Consider the following 18,854-nt stretch of genomic DNA (forward strand, 5'->3'; position numbering starts at 1 on the left):
ATGTATTTTAAGTAAATGTCTGACAAACGTTAGGGCAACCGCACCAAATCCAACAGTAACAATTCTTTATTTCTATGAAGAGAAAAACCCGTTTTTGTCCCGAATAATTCTTTCTTAAGTGCCTGCTAATTCTGTAATCGGTGTCAGTGATTTTATAATCAGTGGTTGTGATTATATAATTGCTGGCACTGATTTTATAATCACTGGCACTGATTACAGAATTAACAGGCACTCCGATGTTTTTTTATGCCTATGTAGATAAGTTTTCTTGTAGCGGGGATAGATTATTCCTTATCTTATGTAGTCCATAAGATCGTATTGCTTAAAAATGAATTTGGTGCGGTTGCCCTGTGATGCAGCCGATCAGACTTTCTTTTCGTAAATATATTTCCATCGTAGCGATAACATTGTTATTTAGGTTTCTTAATAAGGCAAAGGTGAGATATATTCTTGAATTATACCTACTTTTGTATTTGAAACAAAAATAGGAATATGATATTTTACTTTACCGGAACAGGAAACTCTCTTTGGGTGGCGAAGTCTCTGGGCGAGGCATTGGGAGAACCGTTGGTTTCGATTGCGGATGAATTGCATAAAGAGGAAAAAGACCTGGTTTATCCGGTTCGTCCGGATGAAAAGATCTTATTCGTCTATCCCGTGCATTCTTGGGGGCCGGCGGTTCTTGTTACTCGTTTTATCTCCCGTCTGACTTTAAACGGATATGCCGGACAACCGGTCTATTCAGTTTCTACTTGTGGTGATGAATGCGGATATACGGATCAGCTAATAGGAAAGTCATTGGGAAAAAGAGGTATATCGCTTTCGGCTGCATACTCTGTCATTATGCCGAATAACTATATCCTGTTGCCTGGTTTTAATGTAGACAGCAAAGAGGTGGAGGAACGGAAATTGCAGGATGCCCCGTTGCGTGTGGCTGAGATTATAGAAGCGATTCGGGAGCATCAGCAGGACGCTTTGTACCATACGGGAAGTATGCCAGGTTTGAAAAGCTATTGGATCTATCCTCTTTTTGCTCATTTGGCTATCGGAAGTAACTCTTTCCGGGTGACGGATGCTTGCATTTCCTGTGGATTATGTGAACGGATTTGTCCGACCGGAACAATCAGTATGCAGGACAGGAAGCCTGTCTGGGCGAATACCTGTGTGCAATGTGTCGCTTGCATTCACCGCTGTCCGGTTCGTGCGATCGAATATGGAAAAGGAACGCTTAAAAAAGGACGATATCATCATCCTGTGATTAAATAATAAACAAACAGATAGAAATGAAACGATTAGTAGTGACAGCCCTGACGGCCCTGACGTTGGCAAGTTGCCAGGAAGCACCGAAAGGTTATGTGATAAATGGAGAAGTGACCGGCAGGACGGATGGGAAAGTATATCTTAAATCCTTCCGTAATAAAATGTTTTTTGATGTCGATACGGCGGAAGTGAAAGAGGGAAAATTTACTTTTAAAGGAGAAGTGGATCAGCCTTTATTGTTTGGCCTGGCAACAGAGGATATGAATTATCCTGTTCAGCTCTTTGTAGAAAATACAAATATGGATGTGAAGATAAGTAATGACGGCGAAACGATTACGGTCCGGAACTCTCCTGTCAATGCGATCTTTCAGGAGAATTCCGAAAAGGTTTTTGAAGAAGGGTATGATATAGACAGTCTGATCACCAAGTATCCGGCTTCGCCTGCCGCCGCCTTTTATCTGTATCGCTATTTTACTTATCAGTTACCGCTGGATGAACTGAAAGCGACTCGTGCTAAGATTTCTCCCGAACTGGCCGCTTGTCCGTATGTAAAGGATCTGGATGGCATTATCAAACAATTGGAAAATGTGCAGGTCGGTAAGGTTGCCCCTGAATTTGCGTTACCCGACACCGCTGGAATTTCTGTTTCGCTCTCTGATTTCAGAGGTAAATATGTATTGCTCGATTTTTGGGCTTCCTGGTGTCCTCCTTGCCGTCGTGAGAATCCGAATGTGGTAAAGGCGTTTAATGAGTATAAAGATAAAAACTTTACGGTTGTGGGGATTTCCTTGGATAAGGATAAAAGCAAGTGGCTGAAAGCGATTGCCGACGACAATCTGACCTGGACACATCTTTCAGACCTGAAATACTGGGATTCGGAAATACCGGCTCTTTACGGTGTTCGTGGCATTCCGGCCAATGTTCTGTTAGGTCCGGATGGAGTGATCATTGCCAAAAACATAACAGGTGAGGATTTGCATAAAAAACTGAAAGAGGTAATCAAATAGACGATGCGGAAATATAGTTTTCTGACTTTGTTCCTTCTTTTCTGTCTCTGTCTTTCGGCGACAGAAAAGAAGGATTTTGAAAAAGCGGTGCGTGATGCCGTTTCCCGGCAGATGCAGGCATATCCGAAATCGACCTTGAAAGACTTATATAAGAATTTCTTTCAAGATAAATTCGGTCCCGGACATATCATCAGCGATACGACGGCTGCTGGTAACTACTTGCGTCGCGAACTGGCCTCCTATACGGAGTGTACCGGAGATATTGCAGAACCGACCGGCTGGGAAGGTAACTTTCTCCGGGTAAACCTCTCAGTCATCAAAGACGGCAGGATTTCTTATAATACCTTCTTTGATGCGTTTGTCCGGAGCGTGAACGGTGTCTGCCCTGTTACAGTTGCCGAGTGGCAAAAAGAATGGTTGCAGATTGAATCTATTATCCGTTCCATGAATCTTTCCCTACCCGGTTACGATGCCGATCGAAAAGAAATAGAAGATCGTTTGGATCGGGGAGAATATGTGGGGCATCACAGTAAAGTTTTCGAAGAATCCTATTCGCCGCATTATCGTATAATCAGCAGGCTGATATTTGAAAAGGATCTACAACCTTTGTTGTGAGAAACGAGCCTATTCTTGATCTTCCGTATCTTCGAAGTCAAACTCGAAATCGAATCCGTCGTCCGGCATACCCGGATCGGTAAACTGCTCCAATTCGCGGCGGTCTTTCTTGGTCGGCCGGCCTAAACCGCGTGCACGGTCTACAAAACCGGATATACGATTCATTTCCAATATCTCGTATTGGTCGGGAGTTGTAACGTTTTCCAGATAACCGGGCACCAATTTAGCTCCCATACGGCGTTCTGTCAGGTCGAGCACCTTGAAGGAAAAGGTGATAGGCGGCTTTCGAACCTGAATCACTTCTCCAACTTTGATCATGCGGGAAGGTTTTACATTGACCCCGTTTATCATCACCCTGTTCTTCTTGCAAGCCTCGGCTGCTATGGTACGTGTCTTGAATATGCGGGTAGCCCACATCCATTTGTCTATACGGACTTCGTTCATCTTATTATGAGTTGGCAGCTGGTTGGTTGATAACTATGATGTTAAACAACCGGCTGCCGCTTGTTTACTATTTATTGTTATATAAGTTCATCGTATTCTGTATGCCGGCCAGGCAGAAACTTTTGATGATTTCTACAGCCCGTTTCATCTTTTCGGGCATCTCCTGGAGTTCTTCCGGCGGAAACTTGCCAAGCACATAGTTGATTTGTCCGCCACGTGGGAAATCGCTGCCAATACCGAAACGAAGGCGGCTGTATTCTTGTGTGCCTAACAGCTGTTGGATATTTTTCAATCCGTTGTGTCCGGCATCGCTGCCTTTCGGCTTCAGGCGGAGTGTTCCGAACGGGAGTGCCAGATCGTCCACTACGACTAACAGATTCTCTATCGGAATGTTTTCTTTCTGCAACCAATAGCGGACGGCGTTGCCGCTCAGGTTCATGAATGTGTTAGGCTTCAGAATGATCAGCTCACAGTTCTTGACGCGCATCCGGGCGATTGCACCATAACGTTCTTCCGTGAAAGGGACGCCGGCATCTTCTGCCAATGCATTTACAACACGGAATCCGATATTATGGCGGGTCCCTAAATATTCGGAGCCGATATTTCCAAGTCCTGTTATCAGATATTTCATTGTTATGTTGTTTTATAGTATAACAAAGGGAAGAATACTCTGCTGAATATTCTCCCCTTACATTATTTAGGAATAATAATTTTATTATGCCTTAGCCTGAGCACCACGAGCGGCACGAGTCAACTGAACGGCGCAAACAACAGCGTTTTTAGCGTTCATCAGTTCAAGACCTTCGAAGTGTAAAGCGCCAACCTGCATAGTTTTACCTAATCCCAGGTGGTCGACATTGATATGTAATTTCTCAGGGATTGCTGTGTAAAGGGCTTTTACTTTCAGCTTTCTCATCTGCAAGCTCAACTTACCACCGGCTTTAACACCTTCGGCATGACCTTCCAGAACAACCGGGACTTCCATTACTACCGGTTTGCTGTCTGATACTTCCATGAAGTCCATGTGCATGATAGCGTCGGTTACAGGCTGGAACTGGATATCTTTAACGATAGCCATAGTTTTCTTGCCGTCGATACTCAGTTCTACTACAAAGATTTCAGGGCTGTAAACCAAGTTACGAACGCTGTCTTTTGTGATAATGAAATGAGATACTTTTTCACCGCCGTACAGAACAGCAGGAATTTCATTGTTTTTACGCATAGCCTTTAAAGCTCTCTTCTGGTCTGCAGAAGTAGCGGCTACTTCTCTTGACTTTCCTTCTAATTGAAATGTCTTCATTTTGTTTTAATTTTTGTGTTACTCAAAATTAGATGTTTATGCTTTCTAATTTCCCATCACACGTACGGGGGTTAAAAGCGGTGCAAAGGTACGATTTATATTTATATTTGCAAAATCTTGCCTGCATGAAATTTTAGTTCCATAGGCATGGAACCAAAATTCCATAGGCATGGAATTAAAGGGGGATGCTGGCTCAGAGAGAGATTCCCTTTTGCCGGAGTAAAACTTCCGTATCATCCCAGAGCTGTTTTTGCTGTGCATGGTTCCGGATGCGTTCCGATACATTCCTTTTTTTGCAATTGGCGTAACAACAACCGTTTTTATCTTTCGCCTCGTCCGAGAGGGCCAGATGGATGGCGGTTGCCGCACCCTGGGCCGCTGTTTTGATAAAGGGGCGGAACAGGATGTCGGTAAGTGGGTCGAACCAGGCCTGCATCGTGATCATGTTCGTGCTGACAATCCCCGGATCCGATGCGTTGATGGTGATATCCTTGTCGCGGACTCGTCTGGCAAGTTCCTGAGTGAACAGGAGCAACGCCAGTTTGGTATTGCCATAGACCGGGATACGGAAAAAACGTCCGTTCTTTCCTTTTTCAAAGAAATCCGGGTCGATCCGGCCGATCGCATACGTGCAGGACACCGTGTTTACAACGCGGCATCCCGGTTGCATCAAGGGCAATAACTGGCGGGTGAGCATATAAGGAGCCACGTAATTGACACTTACGATTGTTTCCAGCCCGTCTTCGGTTTTACGTACCGGAGTCGTCAGGATTCCGGCATTGTTCATCAGGCGGCTGATCGGGCGTCCTTCTTTTAGTAATTGGCCGGTGAAATTGTTTACGGATGAGAGGGAAGCGAGGTTGATGGCCCGCACTTCAATTTGCATGTTACCGGTTTCTTGTTGGATCCGTGTGCATACGGGAGCGGCTTTCGCCGGATTGAGGCAGGCCATAATCACCGGATAGCCCTCTTTAGCGAGGGCTGCCGTGATTACTTGTCCCATGCCTCCGTCGGCACCGGTTATGATGGCTAATCCTTTTTCCATTACTTATACTCCAGTTTTTCTATTTCTTTGACAATACTTTTGGGCAAGTTCTGAATATGTTTGTGGCAGGCCATCTCGATGGAATACATACGGGCGATGCAATAGTTGCTATGTCCGCAGTCGCAACGGGCATGTTCGTCTTCTTTCATCTTGTTTACGAATGACGGATCGTTCAGCAAGGCGCGTGCCATGCTTACGAACTCGAAACCGTCGTTCAATACCTCGTCTATCTTTTCGCGCGAGATCAGTCCGCCTACATAAACAAGCGGCATTTTCAAAGCTGCCCGGAACTTCAGCGCATCTTCCAGAAAATAAGCCTCCTTGAACGGTTCGGACGGGATCATGAATCGTCCGGCCAGCTTCACACCGAGCGGCAACCAGCCAGCCGGCATATAATGCGTCATTGTGTGGATCGGCATGGAACCCCGCATCACGTACATCGGGGCACGGCTGACGAAACCTCCGCTAAGTATCAGTGCCTGTGCGCCGCATTCATCCTGCAACGTGCGAGCCACTTCGATGGTTTCATCAAGCTCCATTCCGCCTTTGAAACCATCGCGCATATTCATCTTTACCAGTACTGCCATATCCTGTCCGGCGGCTTTCATCACTTCGTCCATGCACATTCTCATGAAACGCATCCGGTTTTGCAGGCTGCCTCCGTATTCGTCTTTCCGGTGGTTGGTGTAAGGGGAGAGGAACTGGCTGATCAGATAACCATGACCGGCATGTATTTCCACGGCATCCATCCCGGCTTCGCGTGCCAGATGAACCGCTTGTCCGAATGCTTTCGACATGTCCACTATCTCGGAGGGCTTCATTCCCCGGACAAGAGTGGGGGAATAGATATTGAAACCGCCGGAAGCAGAGATAGGCCTGCATCCGCAGATGTTTTTGTGGGACATGTTTCCGCAATGTCCGAGTTGTACGGAGGCGGCCGCCCCTTCCTTATGGATGGCATCGGTGATGCGTTTTACTCCGGGGATGATATCCGGGCGCATCCAGAGTTGCCGTTCGAAGGAAAGTCCGCTTTGCGTAACAGCTGCATAGGCTAGCGTCGTCATACCGATCCCGCCGGCGGCAACCGATTTATGGTAGTCGTACAACATGTCGGAAGGTGCATTTCCAGGGCACATGCTTTCGAATGCAGCTGCCCGTATCGTCCGGTTTCTCAGGGTCAACGGCCCGATTTTACCGGGAGTGAATAGTACAGATTCTTTTTTCATCTCTTTATGAGTTAGTCATTCAGTATATAAAAGGAATAATCCGTTTCCGGTTTCCCAGTTCGTTGCCAAACATCGCTTTGTATTTATGGTAGATGGTGTTTGCGCGGGGTACAAGGTTTGCAAATGTCCACCAGGCGAAAACGGCTCCGCTTGCGCTCCAGGTCAGGATGGCAAATCCGCACCATTCCACGATCTCCCCGAAATAGTTGGCCGATGTCACATATTTGAACAGCCCTTTTTTAGGCAGATAATGGTTCGTATCGCCAGGCTTTCGCAGGTGGCGGACAATATGGTCCGATTGGATATTGATTCCCATGCCGGTGAAAAACAAGATTGTCCCGATGATGAATTGGGGACTGCACAACCAGCTTTCCGTATACATATCCTGCGGTGCCAGGTGGAAAATCCACTCTCCCTGCATATAACCGTTCAAGAGGTTGAAAGTTATTCCCATAAGCATAATACCTGCCGGCATTTTACTTTTGCCTTTTATCAGTAAAGGAAAAATAAAAGACCGTTGGAAGTAATGTAGTTCGAAGAACAGGAATATAAGGAGCGGAACCGTCTCGAACTGCCGTTCGGAACCGTTCCACAACAAAAGCATTACGATAAAAACCGGAGCTTCCATACATACCCAAGCGATCTTGTTCGGTATCGGAAATCCCCATTTCTTATCGAACAACATCCCATAGCCGGCTTCAACAAAATAAAGGGCTATAAAGACAATGGCGGCGATAGCTGCCATTATGATTAGGAATAAGGTGAAATGTTCAATTGTCATCTTCGTGTGTTGATAATTTATAACCTTTCCCGTGGACGTTTATAATTTTGATAGTCGGATCATCCTGCAATAATTTGCGTAGTTTGGTGATATAAACATCCATGCTCCGGGCACTGAAATAGTTATCGCTTTTCCATATAACCTTTAGCGCATACATCCTGTCTACCATGTTGTTTGCGTGCTGGCACAGCAACGTAAGCAGATCGGCTTCCTTAGTCGTTAGCTTGGTCGTTTTGCCATCGATAGATAAGAGCTGCTTTTGTAAGTCGAATTTGAATTTTCCGAAAAGATAGATCTTTACCTCTTTGTCGTTTTGAGGCCGGTAACGGTTTTGTATCGCTTTTATCCGCGCTTGCAAGATATCAGAATCAAGTGGCAGGCGAATCACATCGTCTGCATGGAATGAGAACAGCAACGCAATTTCTTCTCTTGTCGGATGTTCGCACAGGAAAATGATAGGGATGATGTTGTCCGAACTTTTGATCATGGCTGCCAATGTCCGTGTTTCTTTCCTGGCCATATCGTGGTCGATAATACAGAATGTGAAGTTTCTGGAAAGGAAGCCCTCATACGCCTCCTCCTCCAGATTGAATACTTGTGAGTCGTATCCGGCAGCTTTTATATAGTCCTGGATGATAGCTCCCTGATTATAGTCTTTACTGAAAATTAGAATGTTACAAATATCGTTCATTATATACTTAAATTGTTTTTTCGATGTTCCAGACAAAAGCACGTAATCCCTGAGCTTCCGTCTTCTGATCCATCTGATGAAGTATCTCCAGGAAATGGTCGACTTTCTCGTCATCCACCATTGCCAGGATTGCCGAGTTCAGTGTCGGCCAGGCGTGACTTCCATAATGCGGTTCGCCAGTTTTACTTCCACGCCCCTGTACTTCGTCCCAGTATGTGAAGCCCCGGATGTTATTCCGGTCCATCGCACTCAGGATCATTTCGTAATATGCTTGATTAAACGATACAAATATAGCTTTCATATTATCTTATTCCTAATTATTATTAATTCTTTTTTTAGATGGTATGTCATCCCTTACCTTGGATGGTATGCTATCCCTTACCTTAGATAGGATACCATCCCTTACCTTGGATAGGGTACCATCTATTCTCTTAGATGATACCCTATCTGAAGGAATGATGTTTTCTTATCTGTCTTTTGCCATCTTCCGGCGTCTGCGGCGGACTCCGTTTCCGGCAAACACGCTGTATACGACCGGCACGATTACCAAGGTGATCAAGGTAGACACCGAAAGTCCCCATGCAACCGTCATACCCATCGAACGCCACATTTCCGAACCTTCGCCTGTCCCGACCGCCATTGGGATCATACCCAATACGGTGGTAAGGGTGGTCATCAATACCGGACGGAGACGTGATTTACCGGCTGTCACTACGGCTGTCAGGATTCCCATGCCTCTTTCGCGGCAGAGGATCGTGTAGTCGATCAGCACAATACCGTTTTTAACAACGATACCCATCAACATGATCAGACCGATCAGTGCCATAACGCCCAATGGAGTCTGCGTGACCGCCAGTCCCAGGATAATGCCGGTGAAGGCGAAGGGAATGGAGAACATGATCACAAACGGGTCTGTCAGCGACTCGAATTGGGCGGCCATTACGATAAATACCAGAATGATGATCAGGATCATCAGGATTGTAAGGTCGAAGAAGGTGTCCATCTGGTCTTCGTACGTGCCGCCTAACTGCCAGCTGACATCCGAGGGTATATCCATCTCCTTCAACTGGTCGCGGGCAGCTGTTACGATATCACTCATAGCTGCGCCTTTTCCGACTACTGCCGATACGGTGATGACACGTTCGCGGTCTTTACGTTCGATGGTCGGAGGCGTCATGCGTTCTACCACTTGGCCTAAGTCGCGGATGCGGATGCCCTGGCCGGCACTGTTATAGACCAAAATATTTTCGATATCTTCAACCGACTGGCGGAATTCGGGGGCGTAACGTACCTTTATATCATACTCGTCGCCGTCTTCACGATATTTGGAGGCGGTGGAACCGTTGATGCGGTTACGTAGAGCCATTGCAGCCGTCGTGATGTTCAGCCCGTTGATTGCCAGTTTTTCCCGGTCGAAGTCAACCTGGTATTCGGGTATGTAGTCCTCGCGGCTGATGTTGACCTGTGAACAACCTTTCACCTTACGCATTCTTGCGGCCAGTTCGGCAGCTACGGCATCGGTCCGGCCGAAGTCGAAACCGTAAATCTCGATGTCGACGGCATTCTGTCCGCCCATGCCTTCTTCCTGTCCGCCTTCGATAACCTTGAAGGTTTTAATCTCCGGGTATTTAGCCAGATCCTTACGCATCTCTTCGCAGATCTCGACCATGCCGCGTTCACGGTCGCCCACGCTCAGCATATTGATGTAATAGTCGATGATATGTGTCCCGTTGTTGCTGAGCTGCGCCCAGGTGTTGTCGGAATCGGCTTGTCCTTCCGTGAAGTTACTGGTCTTTATTTCCGGATATTTCTGTCGGAACAGTTCGTCTATCTCCAGTGCCAGTTTGCGGGTGATATCCTGGCGGGTACCGACCGGCAGTTCGATGTGGACACTGATCTGGGCGTTGTCCTGAGTCGGGAAAAACTCCGTCTTGATGGTCGGGACCAGCAACATACTTCCTGCAAATACAAGTGTCGCTCCGAGTATCACAGTTTTCCGGTGGCGTACCGCCCAGTACAGGAAACGGGAGTAACCCCGGTCTAAGGCATCCAGCGCCTTTTCGATCGGCGTGAAGAATAAGGTGTACAGGCGGCCTTTTTTCGGATTCAGTTTAAGCAGTTGCGAACTCAACATCGGAGTCAGCGTCAAAGCGCCGACTGTCGAAACGATCATGATGATGCTGACAATCCAGCCTAACTGCTTGAACAAAATACCGGCCATCCCCGTCACCATTGTCAAGGGCAGGAACACCGCCAACATGGTCAGCGTGGAAGCGATTACGGAGATCGCCACCTCGTTCGTCGCATGTACGGCAGCCTGTTTCGGGGCACTGCCTCTTTCGATATGCGTCGTAATGTTTTCTAATACCACGATCGCATCGTCCACCACCATACCGATGGCAATGGAAAGTGAACTGAGCGAAATAATATTCAACGTATTGCCGGATGCCAGCAAGTAGGCGAACGAGGCAATCAACGAGATCGGAATGGTCAGGATAATGATAAACGTCGCTCTCCATCGTCCGAGGAACACGAACACCACCAACATAACGATGATAAAGGTGATGAAGATAGTTTCCTTCAAACTGTCGATCGTATTCAGGATATTTGTAGAAGTGTCCAGAATAACACCCAATTTGACATCCGACGGGAGACTTTCCTGAATCTCCGGCAGTTTCTGGTGCACCTTCTTGGCGATATTCACCGAGTTGGCCCCCGATTGTTTCTGGATAACGATCATACCGCCCTTCTTTCCGTTGTTATAGGTTTCCTGGGCGCGTTCTTCGATGCTGTCCTCGATGCGGGCAACGTCGCGGAGGTAAATAGTCTTATTGTCCTTATGGCCGATCACGAGGTTGTCCATCTGGTGGGCATCCGTGAACTCTCCCTGCACGCGGAGCGCATAGGCGTTGGAACCGATATCCACGCTACCGCCCGGTGTATTCCGGTTCTCCTGTGCGATGATAGCGGATATCCCTTCGATCGAGACTCCGTAGGCTTCCAGCTTGTAAGGATCGCAATAGACCTGTATTTCACGAGTCGGCGTACCGGAGATAGATACCGCGCCCACGCCGCTGATACGTGCCAACGGGTTGGAAACCTTATCGTCCAGGATCTTGTACAGGGCGTTCGTACTCTCTTCCGCCGTAACCGACAGGATGATAATCGGAATATCGTTCGTACCGAATTTGAAGATGATGGGGTTGTCCACATCGTCCGGCAGCATCGGTTCGGCAACGTCCAGTTTGTCACGTACGTCATTGGTCGCCACGTCGATATCCGTACCATAGTCGAATTCGAGTGTGATGATCGATATGTTTTCACGCGACTGTGACGTGATGTGTTTCAAGTCGCTGACACTGTTCAGCACGTTCTCCAACGGTTTGGAGACGTTCATCTCGATATCCGCAGCACTGGCGCCGGCATAGGAGGTCATGACCATGATCGTATTCGTTTCGATCTCCGGCAGCAAGTCCACAGATAATCTGGTTAATGAAAAAAGACCGAAGATCACGATTGCCACAAAGACAAGGGCGGTCGTAACCGGCTTTTTTACCGCTGTTGCATATAAACTCATAGTGTTTGTCTCTTACTTTTCGATTTCTACTTCCATTCCGTTGTTGAGGCGGCTCTGACCGGATACCACTACCTGGTCGCCGTTGTTTACCCCCGAAATGACTTCATATTTGTTTCCCATACGACGTCCCAGTTCCACTTTTTCGTAGGACACCTTTCCGTCTTTATATACATATATATAACGGTCGCCTGCGCCTGACTGTTTTACGATGGCGAGATCCGGAGCAACCACATGGTTCTGTGTGCCGAAACCAATCGTCACGCGTGCAAACATACCCGGACGGACACGCTCGTCGCTGTTGTCGATCTTGATCTCTACCGGAAATGTGCGAGTGTTCGGGTCGATGGTCGGGTAGACTAAGCTGACTTTCCCTTTGAAAACTTCGTCTCCGTAAACATCCAGCCGGACGTCGACCTCTTTTCCTTTTTTTACTTTGGTGAAGAGGCTCTCGGACACATTGACCAGCAGTTTGACCGGACGGATCTGCTCTACGGTGAAGATCGGCGAACCTCCGCTATACATATCGCCGCTGTCATAATTGCGGGCGGTTACGATACCGGTTACCGGACTTAACAACTGCGTGTTTTCCTGCAGGTTTTTGTAGGCGGCACGGCTGACGTCCAATTGTGTCTTTTGTGCATCCCAAGCTGATTTGGAAGCACCGCCCACTTTGTACAATTCGTCGATTCGCTTGAATTCCAGCTCCTGGTTGTCTAATTGTATTTTAGTCTGTTTGAGGTTCGTCTCGTCCATCTTGACAAGGAGTTGACCGGCTTTTACATGGTCGCCCACTTCTGCAAACAGTTTTTCGATACGCACTGGTGCTTGCGGAGCGATGTTATTGGATATGTTGGCTTCGACTGTCGCCGTAAATTCACTGATCTGTTCTACATCCTGTGCCGAAACGGTCTCAACTCTCACGATGGCCTTGTTGCTGACGGCCTCCGTTGGCGCGGAATCTTTCTTTTCTCCCGAGCAGGACAGCAATAAAGGTAAAATGAGGAGTGATATGAAGTGTTGTCTTTTATTTGTTTCCATCTTGTGATATTTTTATTCTATGTCTATTTTCTGTTCTTTAAAATTCTTGCTGGCCTAACACTTTTTCCAGGTCAGCTTTTGCTACCATATAATCGTAAATAGCCTGGTTGAAATTCAGCTTTGCTTGTGTCAGCGCCAATTCCGAATCGTTCATTTCGAGCAGAGTACCGGCGCCTGTATCATAGCGCTTCTGTGAGATCATATATCCCCGCTCAGCCTGTTCCACTCCTTTCTGTGAGGCGTCGAACCGTTTGACACAAGTATTCATATTATCGATATATTGCTTGATCGCCAGTTGCAGGTTCCGTTGCGTGTCCTCTCTTTGCAGGCTCAGTTGCTCGATCGAGTTTCTCGTCTGTTTGATCTTATAGAACTTGCTGCCGCCTGAAAAGATCGGAATGGACAGGGAGACGCCAATCATGGAGTAGGGGTTCCACATATAGTCCTTGAACTTGAAATCGTTGTTCATCGCTGTCCATTGATACAATCCGGTTAGCGACAATGTCGGCAGGTAATCGAACTTTTGCATTGTCAATGTCTTTGCTAATTGTTTAGCCTGCAAATCCATCTGTCTCAAGTCTGTGTTATCGGCCAGCGTCGTATCTGTCGAAAGGTAATCGCCGAACAAATCCTTTTCAAAGTCGGCCAGTTGTCCTTCGCATTCGATATTGATGTCCAGATCCATACCCAGCAATGCTTTCAGTTGCCATTTGGCGAGTACCAATGCGTTTTCTGCCTGTAGCATATTGGGCTCGCTGTTCTTTACGGTAACATTGGCACGTATCAGGTCATATTCGGCAACGGTTCCCTGTTCGAATTTGCGTTTGATATCCAGGTAATTTTCCATCGCGTTGTCATAACTTTCCTTGAATACACGATATGAATCGTTTGCAAGAAGTACGCCATAATACCCTTTCTTCACTTGGTTGATCATGGCTATTTTGGAAGAACGTGCCTGTTCGACAGCCAGTTCCACGTCGACAGCCGAGATGCTCAGGCTCTTCCAGAGAGCGGCATTGACAATCGGCATCGAGGCGTTGAAGCCGAGGCTCCAGTTATTGTCACGACCCACTTCGATCCCTTCGTCCATATTCGGCATATCTTCCATGCCCGGTATTTCGGAACTTCCCATATCGAAACCGTCCATATACATCACCTGCTTTTTCAGAGTCCGGTTGTAATCGGCGGCAAAACTGACCTGGGGAAATAGAGCGGCATACGATCCTTTCTGAGCATATTTTTTCTTTTGGATTTCCTTATTAGCCACTTTTACAGTGGGATTTTCACTCAGCGCAATCTCAAGTGCTTTCCCTATATCGAGGACGAGCGTGTCCTGAGCTTTAGCGGAGGTGAAAGCCAGGGAGGGTAATAATATCATCACCGCCCACATCATCTTTTTTGTAATTAAGATTTGTCTCATTTAAAATAAGTAAATTTGATTTTTAATAAAATCGTTCGTTCAATCTAATAGCTTCTTCGTATATTTTAATAAATAACGGTCTAAAATGGCAATACCTTTTTCTGTAGAGATTCCCCGAAGGAAAGTATAAAGAATCGTATTGAACACTTCAGCCACGGAATGATTAGAGAGGGCTTTGGACGGACGGATCATCTTCGCCTGCTCTTTTGCCAGCAAAGCTACAATCTCGAAGTTAATATTCGGTTGGAAAACACCTTCTTTTGCTCCTCGCGACAGTAGTTTGATGCTTTTCTTCAAAAAACGGGACTTTTCTTCTTCTGTTTTCTGTAATGCTTTCGGATAACGTTTCAGATCATCATAGAATTTCCGGTTAAACCAACGAGGCCGTTTCATAAGCTCTTCATAGAAAAGCAATGCAACTTCAAGAGCCGTTATCGGCTCGGATTCAAGTTGCTTCATGGATAGCTTCATTTTGGTGTAACTCAGGGCTATACACTCTGTTAGCAACGTTTCCTTATCTTCGAAAAGTTCATAAAGTGTCCGTTTGGATATACTCATGTTATGAGCGATATTATCCATACTGACATTCTTAATCCCATGTTCAGAAAATAAGTCGAATGCCGTTAACAATATTTGTTCTTTTATGATCATCGATTTTTTATGATTATATTATATGCGATCAGATGGTGCAAATATCTGTCTAATTTGGAAAACTAAAAAGGTTTATTCTGTTACGGAATTAGTCGAAAACGAATAAAAGTATTCCTTCGTATTCTTAAAAAACCGTTATTCATTGGTAAAAATTGAAACATTTCTCTGCCTATTGAAAAAATGTTTACCTTTGCAAGTACACGATTAGTAAATATATGTAGAGATGGAAAAACTTCCTTTAATAGAATTGGCGGAGTTAAATAAGAGCATTATTCTTCGTGATAGTTATCAAGATATTTTTTCGATTGCAGATCTGGACGGAAGTCAGGATATCGGTGATCCTGATGCTCCTGAGCGTTACGCGCCGATGAGAATGGATGCGCTTTTAATGGTATTGACTTTCGAGGGTACGCTTGAAATCAGTCTGGACTATGTCGAATATAAAGTCAATCCGAATAGTTTTATAATGATCATGCCTACGCATGCGCTCCAGCTTAACAGGATCAGTAAGGACTTCAAAGGCCGTTTGCTGATTGCTGCCAAAGAGTTTCTGGAGGATTGCCATCCCGGCGGAGGCAACCGGCCTCATGCGATTGCGAACTATATGGAGGTCCGTAAGAATCCTTGTACGGAACTTGAACCGGAAGAGGCTGCTAAACTGGCCGGCTGCATGTCGGTCATACAGGAGAAGATGAGGGAACGCACTCATTTTTACCAGAAAGAATTGGTGCAAAACGCCTTTATCGGTTTCCTGCTGGATTTGGGAAATATCATGTTAAGTAAGAAAGACCGTTTGATCCGGCCGACTCTTTCCCGTAAGGAAGAACTGTTCGAGCAGTTCCTGCAGTTGTTGTTCGAACATTGCAAAGAACAGCATGTGGTTACTTTTTATGCTGAAAAGTTATTCATCACGCCACAATATCTTTCATTGATCTTGAAAGAATTGACAGGTAAGTCTGCTAATAAGTGGATAGATGATGCTTTGATCGTTGAGGCTAAGATACTTTTGAAAGCCCCGCAGGCGACTGTCCAGCAGGTGGCGGATGTCCTTCATTTTTCCGACCAGTCGACTTTTGGGAAATTCTTTAAGAAACATATGGGGATTTCTCCGATGGAGTACCGTAAGTCTTGAAACAGACGGTACTCCGTTTCCTTTTTATCTTTTACTGAACTTATACCAGTTGATCAATTCGGATATGCCGTAGATCAGGCAAGCTACCCCGAAGATCACAAATGTGTTGGCTGCTGCTCCGAACGGATAGGCGAGGATCATGACTCCTGTTATCAGGATCAGGGACGGTATGATATAAAATCCGTAAGGAACAGTGCTCCATTTACGGGCGGAGACCAGCGATATCAGCTGCTGTGCACCTGCGATAACCAGCAGAGCCCCTAAAATATACATTAATATGCTAACGAAAAATTGTGGCATGATCACTAACCATGCACCGAACAGGATGCTGCCCGCTCCGTCTATCGGGAACATCGGGCTCGGCTCGCCTTCCACTTTCTCACGGGTGAAATAATTTAACAGCGAGAATAATCCGGGTATGATAAAGCAGATCCCGATCGTAATCACCAGATAAGTAACGGCCGCCTCCGGCCAAAGAACCAAAACAAGCCCCAATACGATCGCAAATATGCAACGCAGGACTGAACCATTTAAACTTTTCATGCTATGATGTATTTTAGAATATCTCTTTTTTATATAACAGCGAAGGTACGCTATTTTCTTTTGAAAGCGAAATGAAAAATCAAATGTACAGGGCAACCGCACCAAATCCGGCAGTAACAATTCTTTATTTCCATGGAGAGAAAAACCCGTTTTTGTCCCGAATAATTCTTTCTTAAGTGCCTGCTAATTCTGTAATCGGTGTCAGTGATTATATAATCAGTGGTTGTGATTATATAATTGCTGGCACTGATTTTATAATCACTGGCACTGATTATAGAATTGATAGGCATTCCGATGTTTTTTTATGCCTATGTAGATAAGTTTTCTTGTAGCAGGGATAGATTATTCCTTATCTTATGTAGTCCATAAGATCGTATCGCTTAAAAATGAATTTGGTGCGGTTGCCCTACAAATGTATTCTTTCCCCTTGCGATATGGATGAAAATATGTAACTTTGCAGTTTTGAAATGCGAGTGTGCAATTAAAAGATAATTAAAATATTACTATCGTGGCAGATACAAAGTACATCTTCGTTACGGGCGGCGTGGTCTCTTCATTAGGTAAGGGGATTATTGCCGCATCATTGGGTAAACTACTTCAAGCAAGAGGTTACAAGGTTACCATTCAGAAATTTGACCCCTATATTAATATCGATCCGGGTACGTTGAACCCGTACGAACATGGGGAATGCTATGTAACCGTAGACGGACATGAAGCGGACTTGGACCTCGGACACTACGAACGTTTCCTGAATGTCCAGACAACCCGCGCAAATAACATCACTACAGGACGCATCTACCAGAGCGTCATCAGCAAAGAACGTAAAGGGGATTACTTGGGAAAGACCGTTCAGGTGGTGCCTCATATCACGGACGAGATCAAGCGCAATGTGAAATTGTTGGGGAATAAATACAAATTTGATTTCGTGATTACCGAGATAGGCGGTACGGTTGGTGATATCGAATCCCTGCCGTTTATCGAAAGCGTACGCCAGCTGAAATGGGAATTAGGTAAGAATTGTATATGCGTACATCTTACTTATGTGCCTTATATTGCGGCTGCAAAGGAATACAAAACTAAACCGACACAGCATTCCGTAAAGCAACTGCAGGAGTTGGGCATTCAGCCGGATGTCCTGGTGTTGCGTACCGAACATGAGTTGAGTGCTAATATATTAAGCAAAGTAGCCCTGTTCTGTAATGTTGCACAGGATGCCGTTATACAGTCGATCGACGTTCCGACGATCTACGAAGTCCCGCTGGTATTGCAACGTCAGAAAATGGATGAAGTGATCCTGCGTAAAGTCGGGCTGGAAGTCGGACCGACACCGGAGATGAAACCCTGGCATCAGTTCTTGCAGCGCAAGGTAGACGCTACCGAAACTGTTAAGATCGGTTTGGTCGGTAAATATGTCGAACTGCAGGATGCTTATAAGTCGATCGACGAATCTTTGCTGCAGGCTGCCATTTATAACGATCGCAAGCTGGATTTGCATTTGTTCCATTCCGAAAAACTGAATGACGATAATGCTGCCGAATTATTGAAAGATATGGACGGAATCCTGATTGCTCCGGGATTCGGACAACGCGGTATCGAAGGTAAGTTTGCCGCATTGAAGTATGCCCGCGAAAACGATGTTCCTTGCCTGGGTATCTGTTTGGGTATGCAGTGCATGGTGATCGAATTTGCCCGCGACGTAATGGGATTGACGGAAGCCAACTCGACAGAGATGGAACCGAACACTCCGTATAAAGTAATCGACCTGATGGAAGAGCAGAAGAACGTAACCAATATGGGCGGTTCAATGCGTCTGGGAGCTTACGATTGTACATTAAAGAAAGGTTCCAAGGCTTATGAAGCGTATGGACAGGCACATATCCAGGAACGTCACCGTCACCGTTTCGAATTTAACAGCGAGTATCGCGATAAGTTTGAAGCTGCCGGCATGATGTGCGTAGGCGAAAACCCTGAATCGAACCTGGTCGAAGTGGTCGAGATCCCGGCTCTGAAATGGTTTGTAGGCGTTCAGTTCCATCCGGAATATAACAGCACGGTCGTTAATCCTAATCCTCTTTTCGTTAGCTTTGTAAAAGCTGCAGTTGAAAATAAAAAATAAGAAGTATA

The 18,854-nt window shown here is 46.0% G+C and carries 18 protein-coding genes; 5 read left to right on the forward strand and 13 right to left on the reverse strand.

Annotated features, from left to right (window positions below; genetic code table 11):
* Nucleotides 1-492: 492 nt before the first annotated feature.
* The 3 genes from ACPYIV_RS02045 to ACPYIV_RS02055 are packed head-to-tail and all read left to right on the forward strand — an operon-like array spanning nucleotide 493 to nucleotide 2,882.
* Nucleotides 493-1,266 carry an EFR1 family ferrodoxin gene (locus tag ACPYIV_RS02045; RefSeq protein ID WP_293739984.1) on the forward strand — a complete coding sequence of 258 codons (774 nt, stop codon included), beginning with the start codon at nucleotides 493-495 and terminating at the stop codon, nucleotides 1,264-1,266.
* Nucleotides 1,267-1,283: 17 nt separating this feature from the next.
* A complete protein-coding gene (locus ACPYIV_RS02050) occupies nucleotides 1,284-2,267 on the forward strand; it encodes a redoxin domain-containing protein (RefSeq protein ID WP_425885289.1) in 984 nt (327 codons plus the stop codon).
* Between the two features lie 3 nt (nucleotides 2,268-2,270).
* Nucleotides 2,271-2,882 carry a hypothetical protein gene (locus ACPYIV_RS02055; protein ID WP_425885291.1) on the forward strand — a complete coding sequence of 204 codons (612 nt, stop codon included), beginning with the start codon at nucleotides 2,271-2,273 and terminating at the stop codon, nucleotides 2,880-2,882.
* 9 nt (nucleotides 2,883-2,891) lie between these two features.
* On the opposite strand, the gene ACPYIV_RS02060 is transcribed toward ACPYIV_RS02055, so the two are convergent.
* The 12 genes from ACPYIV_RS02060 to ACPYIV_RS02115 form a co-directional block, all read right to left on the reverse strand.
* Complete coding sequence (locus ACPYIV_RS02060; RefSeq protein WP_293734377.1) at nucleotides 2,892-3,326, reverse strand: RNA-binding S4 domain-containing protein; 435 nt, start codon at nucleotides 3,324-3,326, stop codon at nucleotides 2,892-2,894.
* A gap of 67 nt (nucleotides 3,327-3,393) precedes the next feature.
* On the reverse strand, nucleotides 3,394-3,957 hold the full coding sequence (pth, locus tag ACPYIV_RS02065) for an aminoacyl-tRNA hydrolase (protein ID WP_425885293.1): 564 nt from the start codon (nucleotides 3,955-3,957) through the stop codon (nucleotides 3,394-3,396).
* Nucleotides 3,958-4,041: 84 nt separating this feature from the next.
* A complete protein-coding gene (locus ACPYIV_RS02070; protein WP_293734375.1) occupies nucleotides 4,042-4,626 on the reverse strand; it encodes a 50S ribosomal protein L25/general stress protein Ctc in 585 nt (194 codons plus the stop codon).
* A 193-nt stretch (nucleotides 4,627-4,819) separates the two neighbouring features.
* Nucleotides 4,820-5,671 carry an SDR family oxidoreductase gene (locus ACPYIV_RS02075; protein ID WP_293734374.1) on the reverse strand — a complete coding sequence of 284 codons (852 nt, stop codon included), beginning with the start codon at nucleotides 5,669-5,671 and terminating at the stop codon, nucleotides 4,820-4,822.
* Entirely contained in the window at nucleotides 5,671-6,897 is a 1,227-nt protein-coding gene (locus ACPYIV_RS02080; protein ID WP_293734373.1) for an NADH:flavin oxidoreductase, read from the reverse strand. Before ACPYIV_RS02080 ends, ACPYIV_RS02075 begins: the two co-directional genes overlap by 1 nt.
* Before the next feature lie 19 nt (nucleotides 6,898-6,916).
* On the reverse strand, nucleotides 6,917-7,678 hold the full coding sequence (locus ACPYIV_RS02085; RefSeq protein ID WP_425885296.1) for a DUF1295 domain-containing protein: 762 nt from the start codon (nucleotides 7,676-7,678) through the stop codon (nucleotides 6,917-6,919).
* Nucleotides 7,668-8,369 (reverse strand): response regulator transcription factor, encoded by a 702-nt coding sequence (locus tag ACPYIV_RS02090; RefSeq protein ID WP_293734371.1) that lies wholly within the window; start codon nucleotides 8,367-8,369, stop codon nucleotides 7,668-7,670. Before ACPYIV_RS02090 ends, ACPYIV_RS02085 begins: the two co-directional genes overlap by 11 nt.
* 7 nt (nucleotides 8,370-8,376) lie before the next feature.
* Nucleotides 8,377-8,670 (reverse strand): PG0541 family transporter-associated protein, encoded by a 294-nt coding sequence (locus tag ACPYIV_RS02095; protein ID WP_301705175.1) that lies wholly within the window; start codon nucleotides 8,668-8,670, stop codon nucleotides 8,377-8,379.
* A gap of 165 nt (nucleotides 8,671-8,835) precedes the next feature.
* Entirely contained in the window at nucleotides 8,836-11,946 is a 3,111-nt protein-coding gene (locus tag ACPYIV_RS02100; RefSeq protein WP_293734369.1) for an efflux RND transporter permease subunit, read from the reverse strand.
* Nucleotides 11,947-11,958: 12 nt separating this feature from the next.
* A complete protein-coding gene (locus ACPYIV_RS02105; RefSeq protein WP_293734368.1) occupies nucleotides 11,959-12,984 on the reverse strand; it encodes an efflux RND transporter periplasmic adaptor subunit in 1,026 nt (341 codons plus the stop codon).
* A gap of 37 nt (nucleotides 12,985-13,021) precedes the next feature.
* Nucleotides 13,022-14,404, reverse strand: a complete 1,383-nt coding sequence (locus tag ACPYIV_RS02110; protein WP_293739988.1) for a TolC family protein — start codon at nucleotides 14,402-14,404, stop codon at nucleotides 13,022-13,024.
* Nucleotides 14,405-14,443: 39 nt separating this feature from the next.
* Nucleotides 14,444-15,055 carry a TetR/AcrR family transcriptional regulator gene (locus ACPYIV_RS02115; RefSeq protein ID WP_425885300.1) on the reverse strand — a complete coding sequence of 204 codons (612 nt, stop codon included), beginning with the start codon at nucleotides 15,053-15,055 and terminating at the stop codon, nucleotides 14,444-14,446.
* 223 nt (nucleotides 15,056-15,278) lie between these two features.
* On the opposite strand from ACPYIV_RS02115, the gene ACPYIV_RS02120 reads away from it, so the two are divergent.
* On the forward strand, nucleotides 15,279-16,187 hold the full coding sequence (locus ACPYIV_RS02120) for a helix-turn-helix domain-containing protein (RefSeq protein WP_293734365.1): 909 nt from the start codon (nucleotides 15,279-15,281) through the stop codon (nucleotides 16,185-16,187).
* A gap of 24 nt (nucleotides 16,188-16,211) precedes the next feature.
* Here the strand turns inward: ACPYIV_RS02120 and ACPYIV_RS02125 are convergent, their stop codons facing one another.
* Nucleotides 16,212-16,730, reverse strand: coding sequence for an HdeD family acid-resistance protein (locus ACPYIV_RS02125; protein ID WP_293739989.1), 519 nt, complete (start codon nucleotides 16,728-16,730; stop codon nucleotides 16,212-16,214).
* A gap of 508 nt (nucleotides 16,731-17,238) precedes the next feature.
* Between ACPYIV_RS02125 and ACPYIV_RS02130 the strand changes: the two genes are divergently transcribed.
* Complete coding sequence (locus ACPYIV_RS02130) at nucleotides 17,239-18,846, forward strand: CTP synthase (RefSeq protein WP_293734468.1); 1,608 nt, start codon at nucleotides 17,239-17,241, stop codon at nucleotides 18,844-18,846.
* Nucleotides 18,847-18,854 lie beyond the last annotated feature (8 nt).

The organism is Parabacteroides vesiculifaciens, from assembly GCF_049860805.1.
In the GTDB taxonomy this organism is placed as follows: domain Bacteria; phylum Bacteroidota; class Bacteroidia; order Bacteroidales; family Tannerellaceae; genus Parabacteroides.

What these genes read in the sequence shown, in the direction of transcription:
- ACPYIV_RS02045 (WP_293739984.1), top strand. Translation starts at nt 493, where the DNA reads ATGATATTTTACTTTACCGGAACAGGAAACTCTCTTTGGGTGGCGAAG.
- ACPYIV_RS02050 (WP_425885289.1), top strand. Translation starts at nt 1,284, where the DNA reads ATGAAACGATTAGTAGTGACAGCCCTGACGGCCCTGACGTTGGCAAGT.
- ACPYIV_RS02055 (WP_425885291.1), top strand. Translation starts at nt 2,271, where the DNA reads ATGCGGAAATATAGTTTTCTGACTTTGTTCCTTCTTTTCTGTCTCTGT.
- ACPYIV_RS02060 (WP_293734377.1), bottom strand. Translation starts at nt 3,326, where the DNA reads ATGAACGAAGTCCGTATAGACAAATGGATGTGGGCTACCCGCATATTC.
- pth (WP_425885293.1), bottom strand. Translation starts at nt 3,957, where the DNA reads ATGAAATATCTGATAACAGGACTTGGAAATATCGGCTCCGAATATTTA.
- ACPYIV_RS02070 (WP_293734375.1), bottom strand. Translation starts at nt 4,626, where the DNA reads ATGAAGACATTTCAATTAGAAGGAAAGTCAAGAGAAGTAGCCGCTACT.
- ACPYIV_RS02075 (WP_293734374.1), bottom strand. Translation starts at nt 5,671, where the DNA reads ATGGAAAAAGGATTAGCCATCATAACCGGTGCCGACGGAGGCATGGGA.
- ACPYIV_RS02080 (WP_293734373.1), bottom strand. Translation starts at nt 6,897, where the DNA reads ATGAAAAAAGAATCTGTACTATTCACTCCCGGTAAAATCGGGCCGTTG.
- ACPYIV_RS02085 (WP_425885296.1), bottom strand. Translation starts at nt 7,678, where the DNA reads ATGACAATTGAACATTTCACCTTATTCCTAATCATAATGGCAGCTATC.
- ACPYIV_RS02090 (WP_293734371.1), bottom strand. Translation starts at nt 8,369, where the DNA reads ATGAACGATATTTGTAACATTCTAATTTTCAGTAAAGACTATAATCAG.
- ACPYIV_RS02095 (WP_301705175.1), bottom strand. Translation starts at nt 8,670, where the DNA reads ATGAAAGCTATATTTGTATCGTTTAATCAAGCATATTACGAAATGATC.
- ACPYIV_RS02100 (WP_293734369.1), bottom strand. Translation starts at nt 11,946, where the DNA reads ATGAGTTTATATGCAACAGCGGTAAAAAAGCCGGTTACGACCGCCCTT.
- ACPYIV_RS02105 (WP_293734368.1), bottom strand. Translation starts at nt 12,984, where the DNA reads ATGGAAACAAATAAAAGACAACACTTCATATCACTCCTCATTTTACCT.
- ACPYIV_RS02110 (WP_293739988.1), bottom strand. Translation starts at nt 14,404, where the DNA reads ATGAGACAAATCTTAATTACAAAAAAGATGATGTGGGCGGTGATGATA.
- ACPYIV_RS02115 (WP_425885300.1), bottom strand. Translation starts at nt 15,055, where the DNA reads ATGATCATAAAAGAACAAATATTGTTAACGGCATTCGACTTATTTTCT.
- ACPYIV_RS02120 (WP_293734365.1), top strand. Translation starts at nt 15,279, where the DNA reads ATGGAAAAACTTCCTTTAATAGAATTGGCGGAGTTAAATAAGAGCATT.
- ACPYIV_RS02125 (WP_293739989.1), bottom strand. Translation starts at nt 16,730, where the DNA reads ATGAAAAGTTTAAATGGTTCAGTCCTGCGTTGCATATTTGCGATCGTA.